This window comes from Campylobacter sp. 1569, assembly GCF_024723675.1.
Taxonomy (GTDB): domain Bacteria; phylum Campylobacterota; class Campylobacteria; order Campylobacterales; family Campylobacteraceae; genus Campylobacter_D; species Campylobacter_D jejuni_C.
In genome coordinates, this window is the sequence record NZ_JANQDB010000004.1 from 20,785 (window position 1) to 43,194 (window position 22,410).

Genomic DNA, 22,410 nt, shown 5'->3' on the forward strand with positions numbered 1-22,410 from the left:
CATTATGTTATCTTTTTTTAGAAAATATATTTTACAGCTTTTAATTAGTATTTGTTATGATGAAAAACGGTATATTATAAGATGTCATACTTGGAAAAAATCTCAGCCTATTGATACTTTTGAAAAGAGCTTTGAAGATAAAGAAAAAGCTATAGAATATGTTAAGAATTTAGTTAAAGATTTTCAAATTTATTATATTTGTGCTTTTTTTACTCCTATTGCTCAAGGAGTAGTGCCAAGTTTAAATTTTAAGGAACTTTCTAAATTTGGTGTAGATGCGAATAGTGTTAAATGCATTTCTTTTAGCAATAGTTTGTTGTATGTTTCTCATAGTTCTTTAAAATCTTACCAAGAAGATTATGAGGTTTTTGGTGGTTTAGATTTACTTTATTCACCTTTTTCTTTACTTTATTATTGTATAACAAATAGAGGTTTTGAAAAAAAAATAGGGCTTTTTGTATATAGATATCATGATTTTGTTGCGATGTTAATTTGTAAAAATGAAACTATATTATTTGGAAGCTATTTTAATATAGCAAGTCAAAATTATGATGAAGATGATTTTTTTGATGATATTAAAGAAGAATTTGACTTACAAATTGATGATGAAAATCAAGAAGAAGAAAATGAACAAAATTATGATTTAAAAAGTTTAGAAGAAATGAGTCAAGAGCTTGATAAACTTGAAGAATTAGAAGATGAAAAAGAAGATAGACCTATAAATTCTTTAGAAAATTTTAGTTCTGATATGAAAATGATAGAATATATTATTTCAAGTGTTAAAGAATTTTATCATAATCCTTTATATGAAAATAGTTTTTTAGAAGAGATTGTGATTTTTGATGAAGAAAGTTTTAGTTCAACCTCTTTAGATTATTTAGAGAACGAGCTTTTTATCAAACCAAAAATTGAATTTGTAGATACTTTAAATTTAATGAATGATCTCATGGTGAAGGATTTAAGATTATGAGATATAGTTTAATTAAACCTAAGACAAAGCCAATTTTTAATCTTTTTACCAGAATTTGGATTTATTTTACAAGTATTAGTGTAGCTTTAATTTTTCTATTATTCATAATACTAGTTTTTAAAAATTATTCTACACGGCTACAACTAGATAATAAAAAAGAAGAATTGATTCAAACTATAACTCAAATTAATGCTGGTAAAATTAAATACAAGGAGTTGTTGAGACAAAATGATAAAGTAGAATTGATTTTGGGTAGTTTGACAAAAGAAAATAGAGAAGGTAAAAATAAAACACTATTAAAAAGTATACAAAACCTTTTTGCATTAGTTCCCAAGGATATTTCTCTTGATGAGGTTTTAATGGAGAATAATTCTTTAATACTAAGAGGTATTACACCTTCAAAAGAAATGTTCGCATTGTTATTGGAAACACCTTTAAGAAGTATTTTTTCAAGTTCTCAGGTTAGCTATTATCAATTAGAAAATGGTTGGTATCGTTTTGTTAGTGTTAATATTACCATACCAGAGGAAAATTTATGAATAAAAATGATAAAAGCTTAGAAGAAACAGATGTATTAAAAATATTAATTTATTCTTTTTCTTTTATTGGACTTTGTGCATTATTGATTTTATTTTTAATTATGCCTTTTTTAAAAGATTATAAAATTGAACATTCAAAATTAGCTAAACAACAAATTCAAAATACTAAAGCTTTACATGAATTACAAGCTTTGGAGAAAGTTATTGCTGATTTTCAAAATGCTAATATGCAAAATTTAAATCAAATTAGTACTGATTTTTCTCAAAAAGAATTAATGAATTTTATGAAAAATTATTTTGATGATATAAAAATTAATCTTATTCCTATACAAAAAGAATCGGAGTATTTGAAATATCAATTTGGAGTTAATGTGAAAATGAAAAAACCTCAAGCTTTTTATTCTTTCTTAAATGACCTGAGAAATTATAAAAATTTAATCGAAATTTCAACTCCGATAGAATTTAAAGCAGAGGAAAAGCATATTAACTTAAAATTTAGAATTAAAGTATTTTATGCATCACCTATTCAAAAATAATTACTTCATTATTTTGATAAGGAGTAACTTCTTCTTTATTGCTTTGTTTTGCATCTTGAACTTCTGAGTTTTTTTGTGCTTTTGGCTCTTCTTTGATTTCTTTGATGTTAGTTTTTAAACTAGATGTGATTTCTTTATAAAAAGCAACAAAAACTTTATCAATTTCTAAAGCACTTGCTGCAAGACTTTCATTAAGCTGAGTAGGAACAGCACTGTATACCTCTCTAAAGCTTTCTATGCTTGCTTGACCTTTTATAGGATAATTTAAGATAATAGGATCGTTTAATTTTGCTGAGCTTGTTGTGCTTTGGAAAGTATCTTCTTGATGTAAATTATTTAAATGACTTTGAGCTTCTAAAATAATCATAAAAGAAGACTCTACACTATCACCTCTAAGACTTGAATTTCTTGTAACCTTATCTTCATATAAATTAGCATTAATAACTATATTAAAGGCATAATCAGGATTTTCATTATCTATAATATATCCTTTACTTTGAAGCAATACTTTGCTATCTTCTAAAAGTTGTTTTTTGAGTAATTCTAGGCTTTTATTGATTCTTTGATTTAGAGTAGATTGTTCAAAATATGAACTATAAAAAGTACTTTTTATAATTTCTACATTATTGATTTTGACTTTAGGGTTATTAGCATTTGTGTGGTTGTGTTCTTCAAAAGTGCTTTTAAAATTTGGCATAGAAATATAATATGTTTTTTGATTACCAGTGCAAGCACTTAAAAATAAGATTATGCTAAAAAATAATAATATTTTTTTCATTTTCTCTCCTTGCGATTTTTATAATTATAACAATTTTTTGCTATATTATATGTTTTATAATAAAGGCTTTTTATGGAATTTTGGCAAAATATTTATGCAAATTTTGATGTGGTAGCTTTTGAAATTTTTGGTTTAAAAGTGCATTGGTATGGCATTATGTATGTGCTAGCTTTACTCGTTGCTTTAATGGTTGCAAAATACTATGCGATTAAAGACAATATGGGAATTTCTAAAGCTATGCTTGATAGCTATTTTATATGGGTAGAAATAGGGGTGATTTTAGGTGCAAGAATAGGTTATATTTTAATTTATGATGCACATACTTTATGGTATCTTACACATCCTTGGCAAATTTTTAATCCTTTTTATAATGGAGAATTCGTAGGGATTAGGGGTATGAGTTATCATGGTGCTGTTGTGGGATTTTTGATAGCAACTTATGCCTTTTGTAAAAAAAATAAGCAAAATTTATGGAAATATCTTGATTTGGTAGCTATTAGTGTGCCATGTGGTTATATTTTTGGCCGTATTGGAAATTTCTTAAATCAAGAATTATTTGGTAGAACTACAGAAGCGCCTTGGGGTATTTATGTAGATGGAATATTGCGTCATCCATCGCAGCTTTATGAGGCATTTTTAGAAGGTTTTGTAGTTTTTGCTATTTTACTACTAATAAAAAAATATAAAAAATACAATGGAGAATTAATTGCTTATTATACGATTTTGTATGCTCTAGCGCGCTTTGTGTGTGAGTTTTTTAGAGAGCCTGATTTTGGTATAGGCTTTGTTGCTTTTGGTATGAGCATGGGTCAGATATTGAGCTTATTAATGTTTTTATTAGGACTATTTTTATCTTTTTATTTAAGAAATATTAAAAAAAATTTATAAATTTTTATTTATTTTAAGAATAAAAGTTCTATAATTGCTCCGATATTAAAACTTATCAACTTTTAAAAGGAGTAAATATGAGCCAACTCATTGAAGGTTTTTTAGGCAAGAGTATTGATGGCAAAAAAAGTAAAATGCCAGCAAAACTTGACTATATTCAAAGTGCAACAGGCTTAATCTTAGGTTTGTTTATGTGGGCACATATGTTGTTCGTTTCTACCATTTTGGTTAGTGATGATTTTTTTGATTCAGTGGTTCACTTTTTAGAACTAAAATTTATCATTAATAGCCCTATGATGAGCTACATCACTTCTTTCTTAGCTGCCTGTGTTTTGGTTATTTTCTTTGTGCATGCAGGTCTTGCAATGAGAAAATTTCCTATTAATTTCAGACAATACCAACTTTGTAGAACACACTTAAAATATATGAATCATGGCGATTCTTCTTTATGGTGGGTTCAAGCTGCAACTGGTTTTGTAATGTTTTTCTTGGGTTCTGCACACTTAATTTTTATCATTACTAATGCAGATAAGATTAGTGCTGATATGTCAGGTGATAGAGTAGTAAGCCATTTTATGTGGTTATTTTATATTGCATTATTAATCTGTGTTGAATTACATGGAAGTATTGGTCTTTATAGATTATGTGTAAAATGGGGTTGGTTTGAAGGAAAAGATGCAAAAGAAAGTCGTAAAAAACTTAAAAAAGCAAAATGGTTTATTAGTATTTTCTTCTTAGTTTTAGGTGTATTAAGCTTGGCTGCTTTTGCAAAAATAGGCTTTAATAATTACCAAAACAACTCTGTGGCACAAATAGTAAAAACTTATGATGGAGCTAAATATGAACATACAATATAGTGATGCTTTAGTTATCGGTGGTGGTCTTGCAGGTTTAAGAGCTGCTATTGAAGTTGCAAAAAGTGGTCAAAGTGTAACTTTATTAAGTATTTGTCCGGTTAAAAGATCTCACTCAGCTGCTGTACAAGGTGGTATGCAAGCGAGTTTAGGAAATAGTGTTAAAGGTGAGGGAGATAATGAAGATGTGCATTTTGCTGATACAGTAAAAGGGTCTGACTGGGGCTGTGATCAAGAAGTTGCAAGAATGTTTGCACAAACTGCTCCAAAAGCTGTACGTGAGCTTGCTGCTTGGGGTGTACCTTGGACTAGGGTTACAAAAGGACCTAGAACTGTTGTTATCAATGCTCAAAAAACTACCATTGAAGAAAAAGAAGAAGCACATGGTCTTATAAATGCAAGAGACTTTGGTGGTACTAAAAAATGGAGAACATGTTATATCGCTGATGCAACAGGACATTGTATGTTATATGGTGTGGCAAATGAAGCGATTAAACATCAAGTTAAAATCATCGATAGAATGGAAGCAGTAAGAATTATCCATGATGGTAAAAAATGTCTAGGGGCTATCGCTAGAGATTTAACCAATGGAGAATTAATTGCTTATGTTGCTAGAGGAACTATGATTGCAACAGGTGGTTATGGTAGAATTTATAAACAAACTACAAATGCAGTAATTTGCGAAGGTACAGGAGCTGCTATCGCACTTGAGACTGGACTTTGCAGACTTTCAAATATGGAAGCAGTACAATTTCACCCAACTCCAATCGTACCAAGTGGTATCTTACTAACTGAAGGTTGTAGAGGTGATGGTGGTATCTTAAGAGATGTTGATGGTTACCGCTTTATGCCTGATTATGAGCCTGAGAAAAAAGAACTTGCAAGTAGGGATGTTGTAAGTCGTAGAATGATGGAGCACATTAGAAAAGGAAAAGGTGTAAAAAGCCCTTATGGAGATCATTTATGGCTTGATATTTCTATCCTTGGTCGTGCTCATGTTGAAAAAAATCTTCGTGATGTTCAAGATATTTGTAAGACATTTAATGGTATTGATCCTGCTGATGAGGGTCCAAAAGGTTGGGCACCAGTTTTACCTATGCAACATTACTCAATGGGTGGTATTAGAACTAAACCAACTGGCGAAAGCCAATGGTTAAATGGTCTTTTTGCATGTGGTGAAGCAGCCTGCTGGGATATGCACGGATTTAACCGTTTAGGCGGAAATTCATGTTCAGAAACTGTTGTTGCAGGTATGATTGTAGGGGATTATTTTGCACAATATTGTAAAGAAAATGGTAATGATATTGATACAAATATCGTTAAATCTTTCCTTTCTAAGGAGTATGATTACTTAAAATCTCTTGTAAGTAAAGAAGGAAAACATGATGTATTTGAAATCAAAAATAGAATGAAAGACATTATGTGGGAAAAAGTAGCTATCTTTAGAACAGGTCAAGGTCTTGAAGAAGCGGTTAAAGAGCTTGAAGAGTTATATCATAAATCACTTGATTTAAAAGTACATGATAAAGAATTAAAATGTGCAAACCCAGAGCTTGAAGAAGCTTATAGAGTTCCAAGAATGCTAAAAATTGCTTTATGTGTTGCTTATGGTGCACTTTTAAGAACAGAAAGCCGTGGGGCTCATTATAGAGAAGATTATCCAAAAAGAGATGACTTAAATTGGATGAAAAGAACAAATACTTACTGGGTAGAAGGTGAAAGTATGCCTAGAGTTGAGTATGAAGATCTTGATATTATGAAAATGGAAATTCCACCTGCATTTAGAGGTTATGGTGCTAAAGGAAATATTATTGAAAATCCATTAAGCGAAAAACGTCAAGCTGAAGTTGATGCGATCCGTGAAAAAATGGAAGCAGAAGGCAAAGGTAGATATGAAATTCAACATGCTTTAATGCCTTATGAATTACAAGCTAAATTTAAAGCACCAAATCAAAGAATAGGAGTTGATTATGAGTAGAAAATTAACAATAAGAGCATTTAAATATAATCCATTAAGTAAAATTTCTAAGCCTCATTTTGTTACTTATGAGCTTGAAGAAACTCCATTTATGACGATTTTTGTGTGCTTAACTCAAATCAGAGAAAAAATGGATGCGGATTTGAGTTTTGACTTTGTATGTAGAGCAGGGATTTGCGGAAGCTGTGCTATGATGATTAACGGTAAGCCAAAACTTGCTTGTAAAACATTGACAAAAGACTATCCAGATGGCGTTATAGAACTTATGCCTTTACCTGCATTTAGACACATAAAAGATTTAAGTGTTAATACAGGTGAGTGGTTTGATGGTATGTGTAAACGCGTTGAAAGCTGGGTGCATAATGAAAAAGAAACAGATATTTCTAAACTTGAAGAGCGTATTGAGCCAGAAGTTGCTGATGAGACTTTTGAACTTGATCGTTGTATAGAGTGTGGAATTTGTGTTGCTTCTTGTGCGACTAAGTTAATGAGACCTGACTTTATTGCAGCTACTGGACTTTTAAGAACAGCTAGATATTTACAAGATCCACATGATCACAGAACCATAGAAGATTTTTATGAATTAGTGGGTGATGATGATGGTGTATTTGGATGTATGTCTTTACTTGCATGTGAAGATAATTGCCCAAAAGAACTACCTTTACAAAGTAAAATTGCTTATATGAGAAGACAGCTTGTCGCTCAAAGAAACAAATAATCCTAGCCCCCAAGAAAAGGGGGCACTTAAAACCTTACTAAAACAAATTTGGCAAAATCATAGTGTTTATCTTGATACAAATACACTTTTTGATGAAAGTTTAATTGATGTTCAAAAAGCAGCAATTCTTTTAAGTACTAATCTTGATAATTATGAAAGATTTAGCGCTTTAAATGAATTTAAAAATTTGATGAAAAGTTTAAATTTACGCTTAGATCTTTATGGTATACAGTATGCACAGGTTTGTTTTATTAATGCTTTAAATTTGGGAATTTTAGACAAAAACGAGCTTTTAAAAGCCTTGGAAAAACTTCAAAAAATCACCGATAATACTTTAATATGTGCTTTTGTATCTAGGCAAAAAGTTATTCAAAAAGATTACAAGCAAGAAGTTAAAAACTCATATCAAACACTAGATCTCATTAATCAAAACTTACAAGAGCTTTGCGAGGATGAAAAAGCTCAAAAACTCTTACAAGAAGCTTTGGTTAAATTTAGCAATATTGATTTTTCTATCGCGGTAACGGGTGTGGTAAATGCAGGTAAATCAAGCATGCTAAATGCGCTTTTAAAAAAAGATTTTTTAGGTGTATCTAATGTGCCTGAAACTGCAAATTTGAGTGTTTTAAAATACGGCAAAGACCAAAAAGCTAAGATATATTTTTGGAATGATGAAGAATGGCAAGATATTTTAAAAAGCTCTAAAGATAATCAAGATATGCAAGAACTTATAAAACAATTAGAGCAAAATTTCAATCTAAATGAATATATTGAAAAAGAAAATAAAAATATAGAAATAAAAATTGAAGAATTAAAAAATTACACTAGTGCAAAAAACAAAATCTCAGCACTTATTAAAAAAATAGAGCTTTTTGCATCGCTTGATTTTTTAAAAGATAATGTTTGTATAGTTGATACTCCAGGACTTGATGATGTGATTATCCAAAGAGAGCTTTTAACAAAAGCGTATATAAGCAAGGCTGACTTTTTAATCCACCTTATGAATGCTTCTCAAAGTCTTAGCCAAAAAGATTGTGATTTTATTATAGAATGTTTGCTAACTTCAAGGGTAAGTAAGCTTTTGATTGTGCTTACTAAAGCTGATTTGCTTAGTCAAAAAGACTTGCAAGAAGTAATTAACTATACTAAAAATAAGCTCAAAGAAAATTTAGCACAAAAGCAGCTTAGCCAAGAATTATTAGATAATTTAGATTTTGTGTGTATTTCTTCAAAATTAGCTAATGATTTTTATCAAAAAAAAGGTGGAAATTTAGAACAAAGTAATATTTTAGCACTAGAAGAACTTATAGCTAAAAGCTTATATGATAAAAACAAAATTGCTCTAAGTGCTTATAAAAAAGAATTATTATTACATTTAGAAAAAATAGAAGAAAAAATTAAATTTTCTAATAAAATGCTAAATTATGAAAGCTTTGAGCTTGATAAACAAAATCAAACTATTATCAATAATTTTAAAGCAAAAAAAGAAAAATTAATGCAAGTAAAAGCAGAACTAAGTGCTATTTTTAACACAAAAGATGAAAATACTCAAGAAATTTTAACACTTTTGCATTTACTAGCTAAAAAATTAAAAGAAAAACTTATAGATGAGTTAAAATATAATCAAAATAATAAAATCAAAAACAACACTCAAAGACTAAATACCATCATCGATACGACTTTAAAAGATGGAATTTTTGATCTTTTAAGAGAGCTAAAACAGCAAAGTGAGTATAAAATTAATGAGCTTAAAAACACTCTAAGTGTGAAATATGATTTTTTAAAAGCTATTTTAGAACAAAATTGTGATGATTTTAAAAGTAAGGTGGAAACAAAAATAGAAAGCATTTTTACCAATGATCTTTTTATGGCATTAAAAGCGGAACTTTTAAAAAATTTAGAATCCACGCAAGATATTTATAAACTAGAAAGCTCTTTAGAAAATCAAATTTTAGAAAAATTACAAACATTTAATATAGAAAAAATTGCCCTAGATTTAAAAAATAATCAAGAATTTTTTGCTAATTTAGAGCTTAGTTTAAATTTATATGAAAAAGAGCAAGAAGAACAAATCAAAGACTTAAAAGACTTGATTTTGCAAATAGAACAAAATGAACAAAATTCCAAAGAGTTTTTAGAAAAAAACAATACAAAATTACAAAGTTTAAAGACTTTAAAAACGGAGCTTTTAAATGCAAAATGATTTGATTAATGATTTTTTAAAAGCTTATGAAAATGCTTATTGTAAAAGCTTTGATGATAGTTTTGAAGGAAAAATCTTAGCAATCAAAAATGCATTTTTGGAACCAAGTTTGCATTTAAATGATGTCTTTTTAAAAGATCTTGAGATGATTATAGCTAGCTATAAAAGAGCCATCAATGTGGCTATTATAGGGCAATTTTCTAGTGGTAAATCTACGCTTTTAAATTTAATTTTACAAAAAGAATGCCTGCCAACAGGCGTGATTCCAGTGACTTTTAAGCCCACTTTTTTACGCTATGCTAAGGAGTATTTTTTAAGAGTTGAATATGAAGATGGCAGTGATGAGATTGTTGATATAGACGAACTTTCTAAATTTAGCGATCAAAGAAATGAGTTAAAAGAAACTAAAAGTTTGCACCTTTTTGCACCTATTGAGCTTTTAAAAGATATCACACTTATAGATACCCCAGGTTTAAATGCAAACACCACCGATACGCTAACTACTTTTAAAGAGCTTTCTTTTATGCATAGTGCTATTTGGCTTAGTTTGATTGATAATGCAGGCAAAAAAAGTGAAGAAGATGCTATAAAGGCAAATGCTAAGCTTTTAGAGCGTGGTGGAATTTGCGTGCTTAATCAAAAAGATAAGCTAAGCCAAGATGAGCTAGAAAATGTTTTAAATTATGTTCATTTAGTTTTTGATAAGTATTTTGAAAAAATCATCGCAATTTCATGCAAAGAAGCAAAATTTGATTTACAAAAGTCAAATTTACCTTTGCTTTATGAGTATTTAAAAGAACTTGATTATGAGCACATTAAAAAAGATTTTATCAAAGAAAAACTTAGTAATTTATGCGAACTTTTATCAAATCAATATGATTTATTTCAAAATGCGCTAGAGCAATTAGAGCTTAAATTTAATGCTATTTTGCAAATTTTCAAAGCAAGCAAGCTAGAGCAAAAAATAAAAATTTTAAATCATAATTGTTTAGATAAATTAAAACTTGTTGGAGAAAAAATTTCTCAAGAAATTTTAAAATTTATCAAAGAAAAAGATAGTAGTTATTATAAAGAAGCTAAGGGTTTATTTAAGAAAAACCTTTATGAAAAAGTTGCTTATAAAGCGCCATATCTTTCAAGTGATGATGCGTTTTTGGCTATGTTTTATAACTCTGAAGCAATGAACAAGGAATTTAAAAGATTAAAAAATGAAATCGCCTTAGAATTTAGTCAAATTAAAGATGATTTTTCTTTATTTTTTACTCATTTAGAAGAGCAAATTTTGCTTTTTAAAGCTCAATTTTCAAATTTACAAAAAGAAAATGCCTTAGAAAGTGAAAAAGAATTTGCTAGTTTTAGAAGCTTTGCTAGTGCTAGTGAGGAGCTTTTTTTAAAAGATTTTAAGCAATTATTATTTAAAAGCCAACTTGAACTTGATCTATTTTTAGAAAAGCTTAATCTAAAAGCTTTAGCAAATTATGAGAGTGCTACTAAGCTTACTTTGGGATTTTTTAGCACTAAAATGAATGCAAGTAAAGAATTTTACGAGCTTGATAGCACTGAGTTTAGCTTGTATCATCCAAAAGCAAGTGAGGTGCATCAAAGAGTATTAACCGAGCTTAATGTATATGAATTTGAAGATTTACTTTTAAATAAACCTGTAGTTTTAAAAATTTATAAAAATTATATGCAAAGCTTTAATGATTTTGTAGAAGCTAAAAGACAGATTATTTTGAATTTAAAAAGTGAATTTGAGGCTAAAAAATCAATGATTTCTAGCATCAAATCCCAAATTTCTAAGCTTTAAAAATTTTTTCTAAGTGTATATTTTTGAAATTTGTGATTGTTTGTTAAAATATGACGAGAATATTGTATCTTACAGTATTTTTTTGTTTAATTTTATTTTATCTTGTTTGAATCTTTAGTATTTAAAATATTAAAAACACTTTTTTTATCCAATGAAAAAGTATTATTTTCATCGTTTTTAATCAAATAACTTTCTCCGATACTTGAAAGTATATGCAAATCTTTTACAATCAAAGTTGCATTATTTTCTTGAAAAATGGGAATATGATTAAAGTCTAGTAATTCTTTAATTTCAGTTTTATTGTAAAGCATAAAACTTTGGTTGTAATTACCTACTTTGCTTATTTTAACAATGTAAGGGTTTAGCATAATAAGCACTAATATAAAAGCGAGTATACTATTAGTTAGTAAAATTTTGAAAAAATTGTATTTTTTATAAATAGAAAAATACATTATAAAAACAGTCAAATAGTAGACAATGCACGCAAATATAGAGATAAAGAATTCTTCTACTTTAAAAAATATAATAATAAAGCAAAAGTTAAAAAATAGAATGCATAAAATATAAAAAAATAATATTATTTTTAAAACAAATTCTTTTTCTAAAATTTTTTTTGACACCAAATAAAAATAATGTTGCAATGATAATAGGTAGTAAAGGAGCTATAGCGTGTATTAAAGATTTTAAATTCGGAAAGAAATTAGTAATGTTATCTAAAAAATAAATAATTAAAAAAGCTCCAATACCAGATAATATCATAGGAAAAAATACAAAACACACACTTTGCCAAGTTTTAATATTGTAAATATTTTTAAAAATTGCTTTAAAAAAGAATAAAGGCATAACATAAACAATAACAAAAAATGAAATAAATATAAATCCCACCCAAGCTATTGAAAAAACATTAAGAATAATCAAATCTTTGCTAAAATCAGGGGTAAAATGGACGTTGAAAATATAATATTGAGTTAAAATCCAAGCCCCTAAAATGAAACTTATAAAAATAATACCAGTGCTTACTATTCCTAAATATTGTTTTAAAAAATCCATTATCTGAAAAAAATTCTGCTTAAAATTTTTAAATTCGTTTATATTTTCTTTATTCATTTATTTATCTTTTAAAAAATTTTATAAAAGATAATTTTATAAGAAAATGCTTTTTTAAATCTTTAAATGATATATAAAACACAAAGTTGAAATAATTTCAAGGGCTTTAACCCTTGAAATTATAAACCATAAAGCTCTTTGCGTCTTTGCTCTAAACAAGGTAAAATTTTTCTAACTTCTTTAATCTCATCAAGATTAATTTCGCTAAATTCCAAACCTTCTTCTTCGCTCATTTTTATAAGCTCTATTCCTAAGGGATTTATGAGCGAAGAATGACCTGTATAGATATTTTTTGTTTGTGAACATGCGCACAAAAATAAAGTATTTTCCAAAGCTCTAGTGCGAGTAAGCAGTGAAAAATGCTCTTTTTTTAAATCCCCATCCACCCAAGCAGTAGGCACTATGATAAGCTTTGCACCTTGTAAGGCTAAAGTTCTAGCAATTTCAGGAAAACGGAGTTCATAGCAAACCATAAGTCCCATTTTGCCAAAACGCGTATCAAAAGCTTTTAAAGGATTATCAGCCTCCTTTATATCTTTACTTTCATCGTAAGAAAAAGCATTGTAAAGATGAGTTTTAGAATATTTATGGATGATTTTTCCAGAGTCTGCAAAAATTACACTATTTTTAGTTTTTTGTATATCTTTTTCAAAAAAACCAAAAACCACACAAATATTTAAATCTTTACTCTCTTTTAAAACACCTTGCACAAATTCATCATCTTCGCTTTGCGCAATAGCTCCAAAATCTCCTCCGCTTGGCACGAAGGCCATAGAAGTTTCGGGAAAAACGATTAAATCAGTTGAGTTTTGCTTTGCTTTTTTTATAAGTATTAAGATTTTTTCTAAATTCTCTTGCCATTTTGGACTTGTTTTAATTTGTGCTAAAGCAATTTTCATTTTAAACCTTTGAAAAATTCATTTGCGCCCAAAAGCTCGCTTAATGGTATACCTTGATCCATTTGTGCTTTAGTATTTTTTTCTCCTTCTTGCACACTCAAAGCTCTTTTAGCTAAATTTTCAATATCATCAAACTCAGGATTTAAGACCAAAATTCCATCATCGTCGATTAAAATCAAGTCCCCAGCATTTACTACCACTCCATCAATGGCAATAGGTATATTAATAGCTCCTTCAATACCTTTAATTCTTGTAGTAAGAGCTGAAATTTGTCTATAATAAACATTCACCCCCAAATTGCAAATCGCATTAAAATCAGTAATAGCTCCATCAATAATCACCGCTCCCACCTTAGCACATTTAGCCATATAACACACTAATTCGCCAAAAGGTGCTCTTTCATAATCTTTATTAGTATCAATAACAACAATATCACCTTCCTTTACTACATCAAAAACCTTATGTACTGCGGTAGAATCCAAATGTGGAATTCTAACTGTTACTGCATTTCCTACTATTCTAGCACCATGATGAAGCGCTTTAAGATTTCTAATAAAACCATGATCTTGCATATGCCCTATGGTTGAAGGACACACATCTTTACAAATCTTCATAATGCTTTGATCGCATTTTTGTATTCTTGGTTTTAAAATAAACATTTTTTCTCCTTTTGATTAATTTAATGCATTTTGCGGTTTAATAAATAAATACGCTATTAAAGCAATACTAGCAGGAATGATATTGAAAAATATCGCCACACTCCAGCCCCAATGTTGCACCATAAATCCCATCACTAAAGGCGAAAGTGCCGAGCCTAAATTTCCCCATAAATTCATCCAAGCACTCACAGCTGCTGCTTGATTTCTACCTTTATCAGCGGCTACTGCCCAAGAAATCACCACGCTAAGTCCTAAAAATCCAAAACCTAGCGAGAGAAAAATTATGCTTAAAATTACATTATTCGCAAGAAAAACGACTAAAAATATAAAAATATCAAACATTAAAAAACCTAAAATCGCTAGATAAGTTCTTGCTTTGACAAAATCATTACTAAGTTTTAAAATTTTATCACTCAAATATCCACCAAATGCTACAAATAAACAAATCATAAGCCATGGTATGGATGCTCCAAAACCAAGTTCTTTTAGATTAAGTCCTTTGGCTTCTTGTAAAAAATTTGGCAACCATACAATAAAAAGTCCTGTAATATAAATACTAAAAAAATAAGCTATTCCAAGTGCATAAAATTCTTTATTTTTTAAGAATTTTTTCCATGGAATTTTACTATTTTGTGTGATAAAGCGTTCTTTTTTAATAAATTCTAATTCTTCTTTTTTAATGAATTTATGCTCTTCAGGTTTACTTGTAGCAAGAAAATAAAATAATAGAGCAATTAAAATTCCTATGCCTCCAAACACATAAAAAACACTTTCCCAACCAAAACGATCAACCAAATACACAGAAACAAAAGGTGCAATTACCGGACCAAAATAAGAACCAGCTAACAAAAAACTCGCTGCTCTTGCTTTTTCAGATTTTGCAAACCAGTTATTATTAAATGCAGCATTACTAGGATACATAGGAGCTTCTGCAAAACCAAAGAAAAATCTTACAATGCAAAGCATTAAAAAAGTTCCAGCAAGTGGGGTTAAAATAGTAAAAAAAGACCAAAAAATAAGACTGAAAATAGTCATAGCTTTATTACCAAATTTTTGGATTAACACTCCACTTGGAAGCTGTGCAAGTGCATAAGCTAAGAAAAATAAAGAATTTAACAAACCAAATTCTGTTTTACTAATACCAAATTCATCCATCATAAAAGAAGCAACTACGGAAATATTAGCTCTATCCATATAAGCAATAAGTCCTATTAGGAAAAATACAAAAGCAAGTATCCATCTAAGCTTCATAAACACTCCTTTTTCTTTTTTATTATAAGACTTTGTTTTGATTTTCGTGTTGATTTTTAAAAATATTTTTTTTTATGTTACTTTTAGTGATATTTTTATTGAATTTAATTTGATGGAGTTATCAAAAATATTTTAATCTTTACTATTCATAATAGTACTGTGTAAATAAGTTACTTTTTAAGTTAATATGTACTATTCTATAAAGTGTAATTTAAGTTTTTATTGTATTTTGATACAATATGCTTAATATATCTATTATATTTTTATTTTAAGTATAAAATTAAAGTGATTTTTTTATAGGATGTTCTTTATTTAATGGTAAAGTGCCTAAAATTTTAGGCTTTAAAAATTTTTTCTAGGTGTGTTTTGTAGTTGGTAAAATATTCTTGTATTTGAGGATTTTTGATTACATCATTTACTATGAAAGTAGGTAAAGCACTCATACCTAAGAACTCATGTGCTTTGTGAAAGTGTAAATACACTCCATCAACTCCGGTTCCATTAAAAAATTCATTCTTATCATCAAAAGCTTGTATTGGAGCATTCCAAGTTAGTGAAAGCATGTATTTTTTATTTTTTAAAAGCCCGCCTGTGCCATAATTCTTAGTAGGTTCATTATGACTTCTGCCATCGTTTTTATAAAATACTCCATGTCCTGCTGTGAAAACATCATCAATGTATTTTTTTACTATCCAAGGCTCACCCATCCACCAACCAGGCATTTGCCAAATCAAAACATCAGCATTTAGAATTTTTTCTACCTCATCGTTTGTGTTATAGCCTTGATCTATATGTGTTTGTTGAGTTTGTAAACCAAGTTCTTGTAAAGTTTTAAGTGCAAGCTCGTGTAAGCTTGTATTTAGTTTTCCTTTAGAATGCCCAAAATCTTTTGCACCATTTAATAATAATATTTTTTTCATATTCATCCTTTGTGTTTTTAGAAATTATAATTTAACTATAATTTTATGTCAATACTAAAATTTATGTAAGATACTATACTATAAGAAAGTGTAAAATAAATATGTTACTTTTTATGATTAATTTTTTTAAAATCATATAAAAATAGTATTATTTTTTTTATTTAAGACCATATTAAAAAAGCAAGGAATAGAATGGATATAATGATACTATCAACAAAAAGGAGGAAAATATGCAAGATAATGTCATTGATCGTAGAAATTTTTTTAAATTAAGTCTTTTGGGTGGTGGTGTGGTTGCTGCTAGCACTATGAGTGGTGGAGCTATATTGCATGCTGCAGAATTAACTCATGTGCATAAGAAAACACAAGGAAGCTCAAATAAAATAAGAGGAAAAATGTTTTTTCAAGTACAGACTGATTTTGATAATCTAAGCGCAGCGTGTGAGAGAATTTATCCAAAAGATGAGCAAGGTGATGGTGCTATAGGCTTAGGCGTGCCTTATTTTATTGACAATCAATTAGCTTCAGCTTATGGTTATAATGATAGAGAATATCTACAAGGACCATTTATAGAAGGAATTGCTGAGCAAGGTTATCAAACCCCAATGAAACGCAATGAGATTTTCTTAGAGGGTGTTAAAGCTTTGGAAATAATATCTCAAAAGCGCTATAAAAAAACTTTTTCATCTTTAAAAGGAGTTGAGCAAGATAAAATTTTAGTTGATTTAGAAAAAAATAAAATCGATTTCATAGGATTTAAATCTTCTGAATTTTTTACTCTTTTAAGGGATATGACAATAGCTGGAGTTTTGTCTGATCCAATTTATGGTGGTAATGATAATAAAAATGGTTGGAAAATGATGCAATATCCTGGTGCTCAAATGAGTTATATTGACAAGATTACAAGCGATGAGTTTTTTGACATAGAGCCTATGAGCTTAGCTGATATGGAAGGATAAATTATGGCAGAAGTATTAAAAAAAGTAGATGTGGTAACAGTAGGGGCTGGTTGGACAGGTGGTATAGTTGCAGCAGAACTTACCAAGGCTGGATTGACTGTCTTGAGCTTAGAGCGTGGTATGATGCAAACTACGGAAAATTTTGCGATGATTCACGATGAGTGGAGATATGGTATTAATTATGGTTTAATGCAAGATTGCTCAAAAGATACAGTAACTTTTCGCCATAATGTTAATGGTTTAGCCTTACCATATAGAAAAATGGGATCTTTTTTGCTTGGAAGTAATGTTGGTGGTGCAGGGGTTCATTGGAATGGTTGGACCTTTAGATTTTTACCTTATGATTTTGAGATTAAAACAAAAAGTTTTGAAAGATATGGCAATAAATTAGGTGATGATTATACTTTGCAAGATTGGGGTTTAACCTATAAAGATATGGAGCCTTATTATGATAAGTTTGAAAAAACCTGTGGAATTTGTGGAGAAGAAAACCCACTTGCTGAAAAAATGGGTTTGTTTAGATCAAGTCCTTATCCGCAAGAACCTTTAGAAAACACTAAAATGCTTAAACGCTTCGAAAAAGCTGCAAAAGAAATGAAATTGCACCCATTTAGATTACCCGCAGCTAATTCAAAAGGCGGTTATACTAATCCAGATGGTCAAGATCTAGCTCCATGTCAATATTGTGCTTATTGTGAGCGTTTTGGTTGTGAGTATGGTGCTAAGGCTAGTCCTATCAATACTGTCATACCTAAAGCTATGAGCACAGGAAAATATACTATAAGAACTCATAGTAATGTTATAGAAATACTAAAAAAAGATGGCAAAGCTACAGGAGTTAGGTTTGTAGATACAAGAACTATGAAAGAATATATTCAGCCAGCAGATATTGTAGTGCTTACAAGCTATATGTTTAACAATGCTAAGCTTTTAATGGTAAGTGGTATAGGTGAACAATATGATCCAAACACAGGCAAAGGAACTTTAGGTAAAAACTATTGTTATCAAATCAATATGGGAACAACAGCGTTTTTTGATGAGCAATTTAATACATATATGGGTTCAGGTGCTTTGGGTACAACTTGCGATGACTATAATGGGGATAATTTTGATCACTCAAAAGAGAAGTTTTTACACGGAGCTATGATTTATAGTGTGCAACTTGGAAATCGCCCTATCCAATCAGCTCCACTGCCAAAAGGAACTCCAAGTTGGGGAGCTGAATTTAAAAAAGCTTTAAATTATAATTTTACAAGAGCTATTACAGTAGGAGGACAAGGCGCATCTTTACCACACAAAAGCAATTATTTGAGTTTGGATCCAACCTATAAAGATGCTTTTGGAATGCCACTGGTAAGACTTACTTATAATTTTACAGATCAAGATCGTGCTTTGCATAAATTTATAACAGATAAAACAGCTGAAGTAGCTAAAAAAATGCAAGGAGTGAGATCGATTAAAAAAGGAGCTTATTTAAAAGATTATAGTATAGTGCCTTATCAATCTACACATAATACGGGTGGAACTACTATGGGTGCTAATCCTCAAACAAGTGTTGTTAATACTTATTTGCAACATTGGGATATGGATAATCTTTTTGTTGTTGGTGCGGGAAATTTTCAGCACAATAGCGGATACAATCCTACTGATACAGTTGGAGCTTTGGCTTATCGTTGTGCAGAGGGTATTTTAAAATATCATAAAAATGATAGACAATTAGTATAGATATACGTGAAGCATTTTGCTTCACGTATTATTTTTCGCTACTGTCTTTTTCTTTTTTCTTTTTCCACAAATGAAGCGCAACTCCACATGCACCACCAACAATAGCAGCAATGATAAGATTTGTGATGAAATCCATCGAAATCCTTTTTAATGTGTTTCATTTTGATAAAAAATGATTTTGGATTATAATATAAAAAAGCATAATACTATATTAAAGGAAAGTATATGGAAGAAAAGTGCGATTTTACAGAATGTGGGTTTAACTATACCTTGTCTTTGATTTCGGGAAAGTATAAGATGAGTGTTTTGTATTGTTTATTTCGCTATGAAGTTGTAAGATATAATGAGCTTAAAAGATATCTTGGCAATATTTCTTTTAAGACTCTAACGCATACTTTAAGAGAGCTTGAAAATGATGATTTAATCACGCGTAAAGAATACCCACAAATCCCTCCAAAAGTAGAATACCGCCTTGCTAAAAAAGGACAAAGTTTGATCCCTATTTTACAAGCGATGTGTGATTGGGGTGAGGCAAATCAAAAGGAAGAAAAATGATAGAATTATTAGATGGTATAAATTTAGAAAAATACATGGGTACATGGCTAGAAATGGCTAGAAAACCTGCATTTTTTCAAAAAACTTGCAAAAGTGCTAAGGCAGAATATGAGCTAGAGTATGAAGGCTCTACGCCTATAATAAAAGTTAAAAATATATGCACAAAAGAAAATGGAGAAATCTCTCAAGCAAATGGCAAAGCTAGGGTAAAATCCCCAAGATCTTTGGCGGTTAAATTTAGTATTTTTATGAATGTTTTTAACAAACCAAATTATGAGATTATTTACATTGATACAAATTATCAAGTTTCTATCGTAGGTAGTCCTGATAAAAAATATCTTTGGATTTTATCAAGAGAGATTTTAGTAAAAGAGCAAATAAACTCTTTGCTTGAAATAGCCAAGCAAAGAGGTTTTGATACTAGTGATGTGATTTTTGATGAGTATTAATCCTCTGCACTCATATCGATTACATAGCGGAATTTGGCTTTTCCTGAAGTGAGATTTTCATAAGCTTTGTCAATCTCACTTGGTTTGATGAGTTCAATTTCAGGATAAATTCCATGTTCTAAAGAAAAATCAAGCATTTCTTGAGTTTCTTTAATGCCCCCAATAAGCGAGCCATATACTTTTTTACCTGCTTTAAATACAAAATGAATGATGTTAATGCTAGGACTTACTTCATGTGGAGGTAATCCTACTATAGCCATCTCGCCACCAAATTTTAACAAATCCATATAAGCTAGCGGATCATAAGGTGTTGGTATGGTAGAGATGATGAGGTCAAATCTTTCTTTTACCACACTTTTATCTGTACTAGTATAAAAATTACTCACACCCATAGCTAGAGCTTCTGCTTTTTTGTTCTCATTTCTTGCAAAAACACTTACTTTTGCACCCATTTTTACAGCATATTTAACTGCCATCATACCAAGTCCACCAAATCCTGCTATGGCTACGCTTGAGCCTTCTTTGATATTTGAAAATTTAAGCGGTGAGTAGGTAGTAATACCCGCACAAAGTAAAGGCGCCACTTTGTCAAGCGGAGCATTTTTTGGTACATTGATAGCAAATTTTTCACTTACTACGATGTTGTTTGAGTAGCCTCCATAGGTGTTTTCATTATCATGAAATACATCTTTGCAGTTATAAGTGTAGATGGTTTTACCATTTTCGCAAAATTGCTCTTGAGATTTTTTGCATGCTTCGCACTCTCCGCATGAGTTTACCATACACCCAACTCCAGCAAAATCACCTACTTTAAATTTACTCACATTTTCACCCACTGCGATAACTTCTCCTGCTATCTCATGGCCAGGCACGCAAGGGTAGGTTGCCTCGCCCCATTCGCTTCTTGCGGTGTGTATGTCACTATGGCAAATTCCTGCGTATTTGATAGCGATTAAGATGTCGTTTTTACCTACTTTATGGCGTGTAAATTCAAAAGGTGTGAATTTAGAATCCTTGCTAAGCATAGCATAGCCTTTACTTTTAACACGACCATTTTCTAAAAAGATTTTTGAGTCCATTTTCTCTCCTTTGTGGTTTTTGAAATTATATTAAAGCTAGGTTTTTATTGCAATAGGGAAAATAAAGTAAGATACTATACTCAAGGTGCGTTTAAGGGTTTTGTAAAAAAACATATAATTTAACTACCGAGTTTTTCTCGGTAGTTGTGAATTTTTCAAAAATTAAAAATTTTTATCTAAAACATATTTTTTATCTATTATAAATGATTTTTCTGTGGATGTATTATTTTCTTTTTTACTTTGTATATAATAAACATCTTTTGCATCCGATAGAATGTGTATATTTTCTACTTTTATACCTTCTGTGTTTTCAATAAAGCTGATATTATTATCTATTAATTTATCTTTTAGAAATTTATTTTTGCTTAGTAATAATTCTGCGTCAAAATTACCTATTTTTAAATAGGAAATAATATTTTTGTTTAAAGCAAAAAGAGAAAAAATCAAGATGATAGCATTGATAAGTATAAAAAATTTAAAATCATTAATGTAAAATAAAAAGCTGAATAAAATACAAAAAACAATGCAGACAAGAACTAAATGATAATAAATATTATCATTTATTTGTGTATTAATAATAACAAGGGCATAAATAAAAGCAATAACTACATACAATATAAATATTAGTATAATCTGCATTGCGCAAATTTCTATTATGTTTGATGAAATTATATATTTTTTTTCAAAAAACCATAGTATTATATTTATAACAATTAATATAATTACAAATAAACTAAGATCGCTTAGTGTAACAAAAGCTGTTATTGATGCGGTAAGGCAAATTACTGTAGGAATTATTCTTGGTATTTTAAGAAAATATTTATGTAATTCTCTTGAAAAAACGAATATTGCTGTATAGAAAAAACAAAAAATACCTCCAAATAAAATACCTGTTACTGCCAAAGCGATTATCTTATGATTGTCTATAGAAGGAATAGTTTTTGTTTGTATAAAATGCTGTGCTAGTATGAATATGGCTATAAAAAATCCCACGATATTAATCAATGAAAATAAATCTTTTGATTTCTTTAAAATCAATTTTGAAATATTGGTAAAATATTGTGTATCTTTTCTTGTTATATAAGATTCTTTATATTTTATAAATTTGGATTCAGATTTAAAAATTAACTCTTCTGATTTTTTAAAAATTGATTTTAATGTATTAGTAAAATCTTGCATATATTTTCTTATTCTATGAGATTTTGTAAGTTCGGATTTATGTTTATTGAGCTTTTCTAGTTTTATTTTATTAATATTCTTTACATACAAATTAAAACAAAAATAAATTTCATCTTCTAAATCATTGATTTCATGAGGGTTGTTTTTAAATTTTGTGTATTCTAAATTATTAAAAAATAATATTTCTTTATTTATAAGTTCTTGTAATCTTCTATTTATTATCTTTATATTTTCATGGTTTAAAATTTCTTCTTCTTTTTTAAGTTCTTCAATTAATTCTTGACAATCTTGTAGCTTTTTTTCTTTTGTAGCTAGCAGGGTTTCAAAATTCATTAATAATCCTTATTTTATATTATC

Annotated in this window: 22 protein-coding genes; 13 read left to right on the plus strand and 9 right to left on the minus strand. The window is 29.3% G+C overall.

All coding sequences use genetic code 11. The features are described 5' to 3' along the window. The first annotated feature begins 4 nt into the window (after positions 1–4). Genes CAMP5060_RS02850 through CAMP5060_RS02860 form a run of 3 tightly spaced genes read left to right on the plus strand, consistent with a single transcriptional unit; the run spans position 5 to position 2,045 of the window. A complete protein-coding gene (locus CAMP5060_RS02850) occupies positions 5–970 on the plus strand; it encodes a hypothetical protein (RefSeq protein ID WP_214099893.1) in 966 nt (321 codons plus the stop codon). Continuing rightward, entirely contained in the window at positions 967–1,509 is a 543-nt protein-coding gene (locus tag CAMP5060_RS02855; protein ID WP_087700345.1) for a hypothetical protein, read from the plus strand. The genes CAMP5060_RS02850 and CAMP5060_RS02855 overlap by 4 nt, the downstream gene beginning before the upstream one ends. Next, positions 1,506–2,045: a hypothetical protein gene (locus CAMP5060_RS02860; RefSeq protein ID WP_337217871.1), complete on the plus strand. Its 540-nt coding sequence runs from the start codon at positions 1,506–1,508 to the stop codon at positions 2,043–2,045. Before CAMP5060_RS02855 ends, CAMP5060_RS02860 begins: the two co-directional genes overlap by 4 nt. Here the strand turns inward: CAMP5060_RS02860 and CAMP5060_RS02865 are convergent. Then, entirely contained in the window at positions 2,032–2,823 is a 792-nt protein-coding gene (locus tag CAMP5060_RS02865; protein WP_087700348.1) for a membrane lipoprotein lipid attachment site-containing protein, read from the minus strand. The genes CAMP5060_RS02860 and CAMP5060_RS02865 overlap by 14 nt on opposite strands. Before the next feature lie 72 nt (positions 2,824–2,895). Between CAMP5060_RS02865 and lgt the strand changes: the two genes are divergently transcribed. The 6 genes from lgt (at position 2,896) to CAMP5060_RS02895 (ending at position 11,271) form a co-directional block, all read left to right on the plus strand. After that, entirely contained in the window at positions 2,896–3,711 is an 816-nt protein-coding gene (gene lgt / locus CAMP5060_RS02870) for a prolipoprotein diacylglyceryl transferase (protein WP_214099894.1), read from the plus strand. 77 nt (positions 3,712–3,788) lie between these two features. Next, the gene (locus tag CAMP5060_RS02875) at positions 3,789–4,568 is read left to right on the plus strand and encodes a fumarate reductase cytochrome b subunit (RefSeq protein ID WP_012661076.1); all 780 of its coding nucleotides are present in this window, start codon (positions 3,789–3,791) and stop codon (positions 4,566–4,568) included. Next, positions 4,552–6,543 carry a fumarate reductase flavoprotein subunit gene (locus tag CAMP5060_RS02880; protein WP_039617579.1) on the plus strand — a complete coding sequence of 664 codons (1,992 nt, stop codon included), beginning with the start codon at positions 4,552–4,554 and terminating at the stop codon, positions 6,541–6,543. Before CAMP5060_RS02875 ends, CAMP5060_RS02880 begins: the two co-directional genes overlap by 17 nt. After that, positions 6,536–7,261 carry a fumarate reductase iron-sulfur subunit gene (locus CAMP5060_RS02885; protein ID WP_012661078.1) on the plus strand — a complete coding sequence of 242 codons (726 nt, stop codon included), beginning with the start codon at positions 6,536–6,538 and terminating at the stop codon, positions 7,259–7,261. The genes CAMP5060_RS02880 and CAMP5060_RS02885 overlap by 8 nt, the downstream gene beginning before the upstream one ends. Further along, the gene (locus CAMP5060_RS02890) at positions 7,239–9,464 is read left to right on the plus strand and encodes a dynamin family protein (protein WP_337217872.1); all 2,226 of its coding nucleotides are present in this window, start codon (positions 7,239–7,241) and stop codon (positions 9,462–9,464) included. The genes CAMP5060_RS02885 and CAMP5060_RS02890 overlap by 23 nt, the downstream gene beginning before the upstream one ends. Continuing rightward, positions 9,454–11,271 carry a dynamin family protein gene (locus CAMP5060_RS02895; protein ID WP_337217873.1) on the plus strand — a complete coding sequence of 606 codons (1,818 nt, stop codon included), beginning with the start codon at positions 9,454–9,456 and terminating at the stop codon, positions 11,269–11,271. Before CAMP5060_RS02890 ends, CAMP5060_RS02895 begins: the two co-directional genes overlap by 11 nt. 92 nt (positions 11,272–11,363) lie before the next feature. Here CAMP5060_RS02895 and CAMP5060_RS02900 read toward each other — a convergent pair whose 3' ends face one another. The 6 genes from CAMP5060_RS02900 to CAMP5060_RS02925 form a co-directional block, all read right to left on the minus strand. Beyond that, on the minus strand, positions 11,364–11,639 hold the full coding sequence (locus CAMP5060_RS02900) for a hypothetical protein (protein WP_261529562.1): 276 nt from the start codon (positions 11,637–11,639) through the stop codon (positions 11,364–11,366). Positions 11,640–11,811: 172 nt separating this feature from the next. Continuing rightward, complete coding sequence (locus CAMP5060_RS02905) at positions 11,812–12,321, minus strand: hypothetical protein (RefSeq protein ID WP_337217874.1); 510 nt, start codon at positions 12,319–12,321, stop codon at positions 11,812–11,814. Between the two features lie 176 nt (positions 12,322–12,497). Then, positions 12,498–13,277 (minus strand): carbon-nitrogen hydrolase family protein, encoded by a 780-nt coding sequence (locus CAMP5060_RS02910; RefSeq protein WP_214125928.1) that lies wholly within the window; start codon positions 13,275–13,277, stop codon positions 12,498–12,500. Beyond that, positions 13,274–13,936, minus strand: coding sequence for an RraA family protein (locus tag CAMP5060_RS02915; protein WP_337217875.1), 663 nt, complete (start codon positions 13,934–13,936; stop codon positions 13,274–13,276). The genes CAMP5060_RS02910 and CAMP5060_RS02915 overlap by 4 nt, the downstream gene beginning before the upstream one ends. A gap of 15 nt (positions 13,937–13,951) precedes the next feature. After that, positions 13,952–15,187: an MFS transporter gene (locus tag CAMP5060_RS02920; protein ID WP_261529560.1), complete on the minus strand. Its 1,236-nt coding sequence runs from the start codon at positions 15,185–15,187 to the stop codon at positions 13,952–13,954. Positions 15,188–15,522: 335 nt separating this feature from the next. Then, positions 15,523–16,107 (minus strand): NAD(P)H-dependent oxidoreductase, encoded by a 585-nt coding sequence (locus CAMP5060_RS02925; RefSeq protein WP_337217876.1) that lies wholly within the window; start codon positions 16,105–16,107, stop codon positions 15,523–15,525. A gap of 230 nt (positions 16,108–16,337) precedes the next feature. Between CAMP5060_RS02925 and CAMP5060_RS02930 the strand changes: the two genes are divergently transcribed. The 4 genes from CAMP5060_RS02930 (at position 16,338) to CAMP5060_RS02945 (ending at position 19,795) form a co-directional block, all read left to right on the plus strand. Continuing rightward, positions 16,338–17,066, plus strand: coding sequence for a gluconate 2-dehydrogenase subunit 3 family protein (locus tag CAMP5060_RS02930; RefSeq protein WP_263667075.1), 729 nt, complete (start codon positions 16,338–16,340; stop codon positions 17,064–17,066). A 3-nt stretch (positions 17,067–17,069) separates the two neighbouring features. After that, positions 17,070–18,791: a GMC family oxidoreductase gene (locus CAMP5060_RS02935; RefSeq protein ID WP_087700363.1), complete on the plus strand. Its 1,722-nt coding sequence runs from the start codon at positions 17,070–17,072 to the stop codon at positions 18,789–18,791. Positions 18,792–19,016: 225 nt separating this feature from the next. Next, the gene (gene rrpA, locus CAMP5060_RS02940) at positions 19,017–19,346 is read left to right on the plus strand and encodes a MarR family transcription factor RrpA (protein WP_087700365.1); all 330 of its coding nucleotides are present in this window, start codon (positions 19,017–19,019) and stop codon (positions 19,344–19,346) included. After that, complete coding sequence (locus tag CAMP5060_RS02945; protein WP_087689501.1) at positions 19,343–19,795, plus strand: lipocalin family protein; 453 nt, start codon at positions 19,343–19,345, stop codon at positions 19,793–19,795. The genes rrpA and CAMP5060_RS02945 overlap by 4 nt, the downstream gene beginning before the upstream one ends. Here the strand turns inward: CAMP5060_RS02945 and CAMP5060_RS02950 are convergent. After that, positions 19,792–20,874, minus strand: coding sequence for an NAD(P)-dependent alcohol dehydrogenase (locus CAMP5060_RS02950; RefSeq protein WP_214099903.1), 1,083 nt, complete (start codon positions 20,872–20,874; stop codon positions 19,792–19,794). The two genes, CAMP5060_RS02945 and CAMP5060_RS02950, sit on opposite strands and share 4 nt — an antisense overlap. A 162-nt stretch (positions 20,875–21,036) precedes the next feature. Beyond that, positions 21,037–22,386 carry a hypothetical protein gene (locus tag CAMP5060_RS02955; protein WP_337217877.1) on the minus strand — a complete coding sequence of 450 codons (1,350 nt, stop codon included), beginning with the start codon at positions 22,384–22,386 and terminating at the stop codon, positions 21,037–21,039. Positions 22,387–22,410 lie beyond the last annotated feature (24 nt).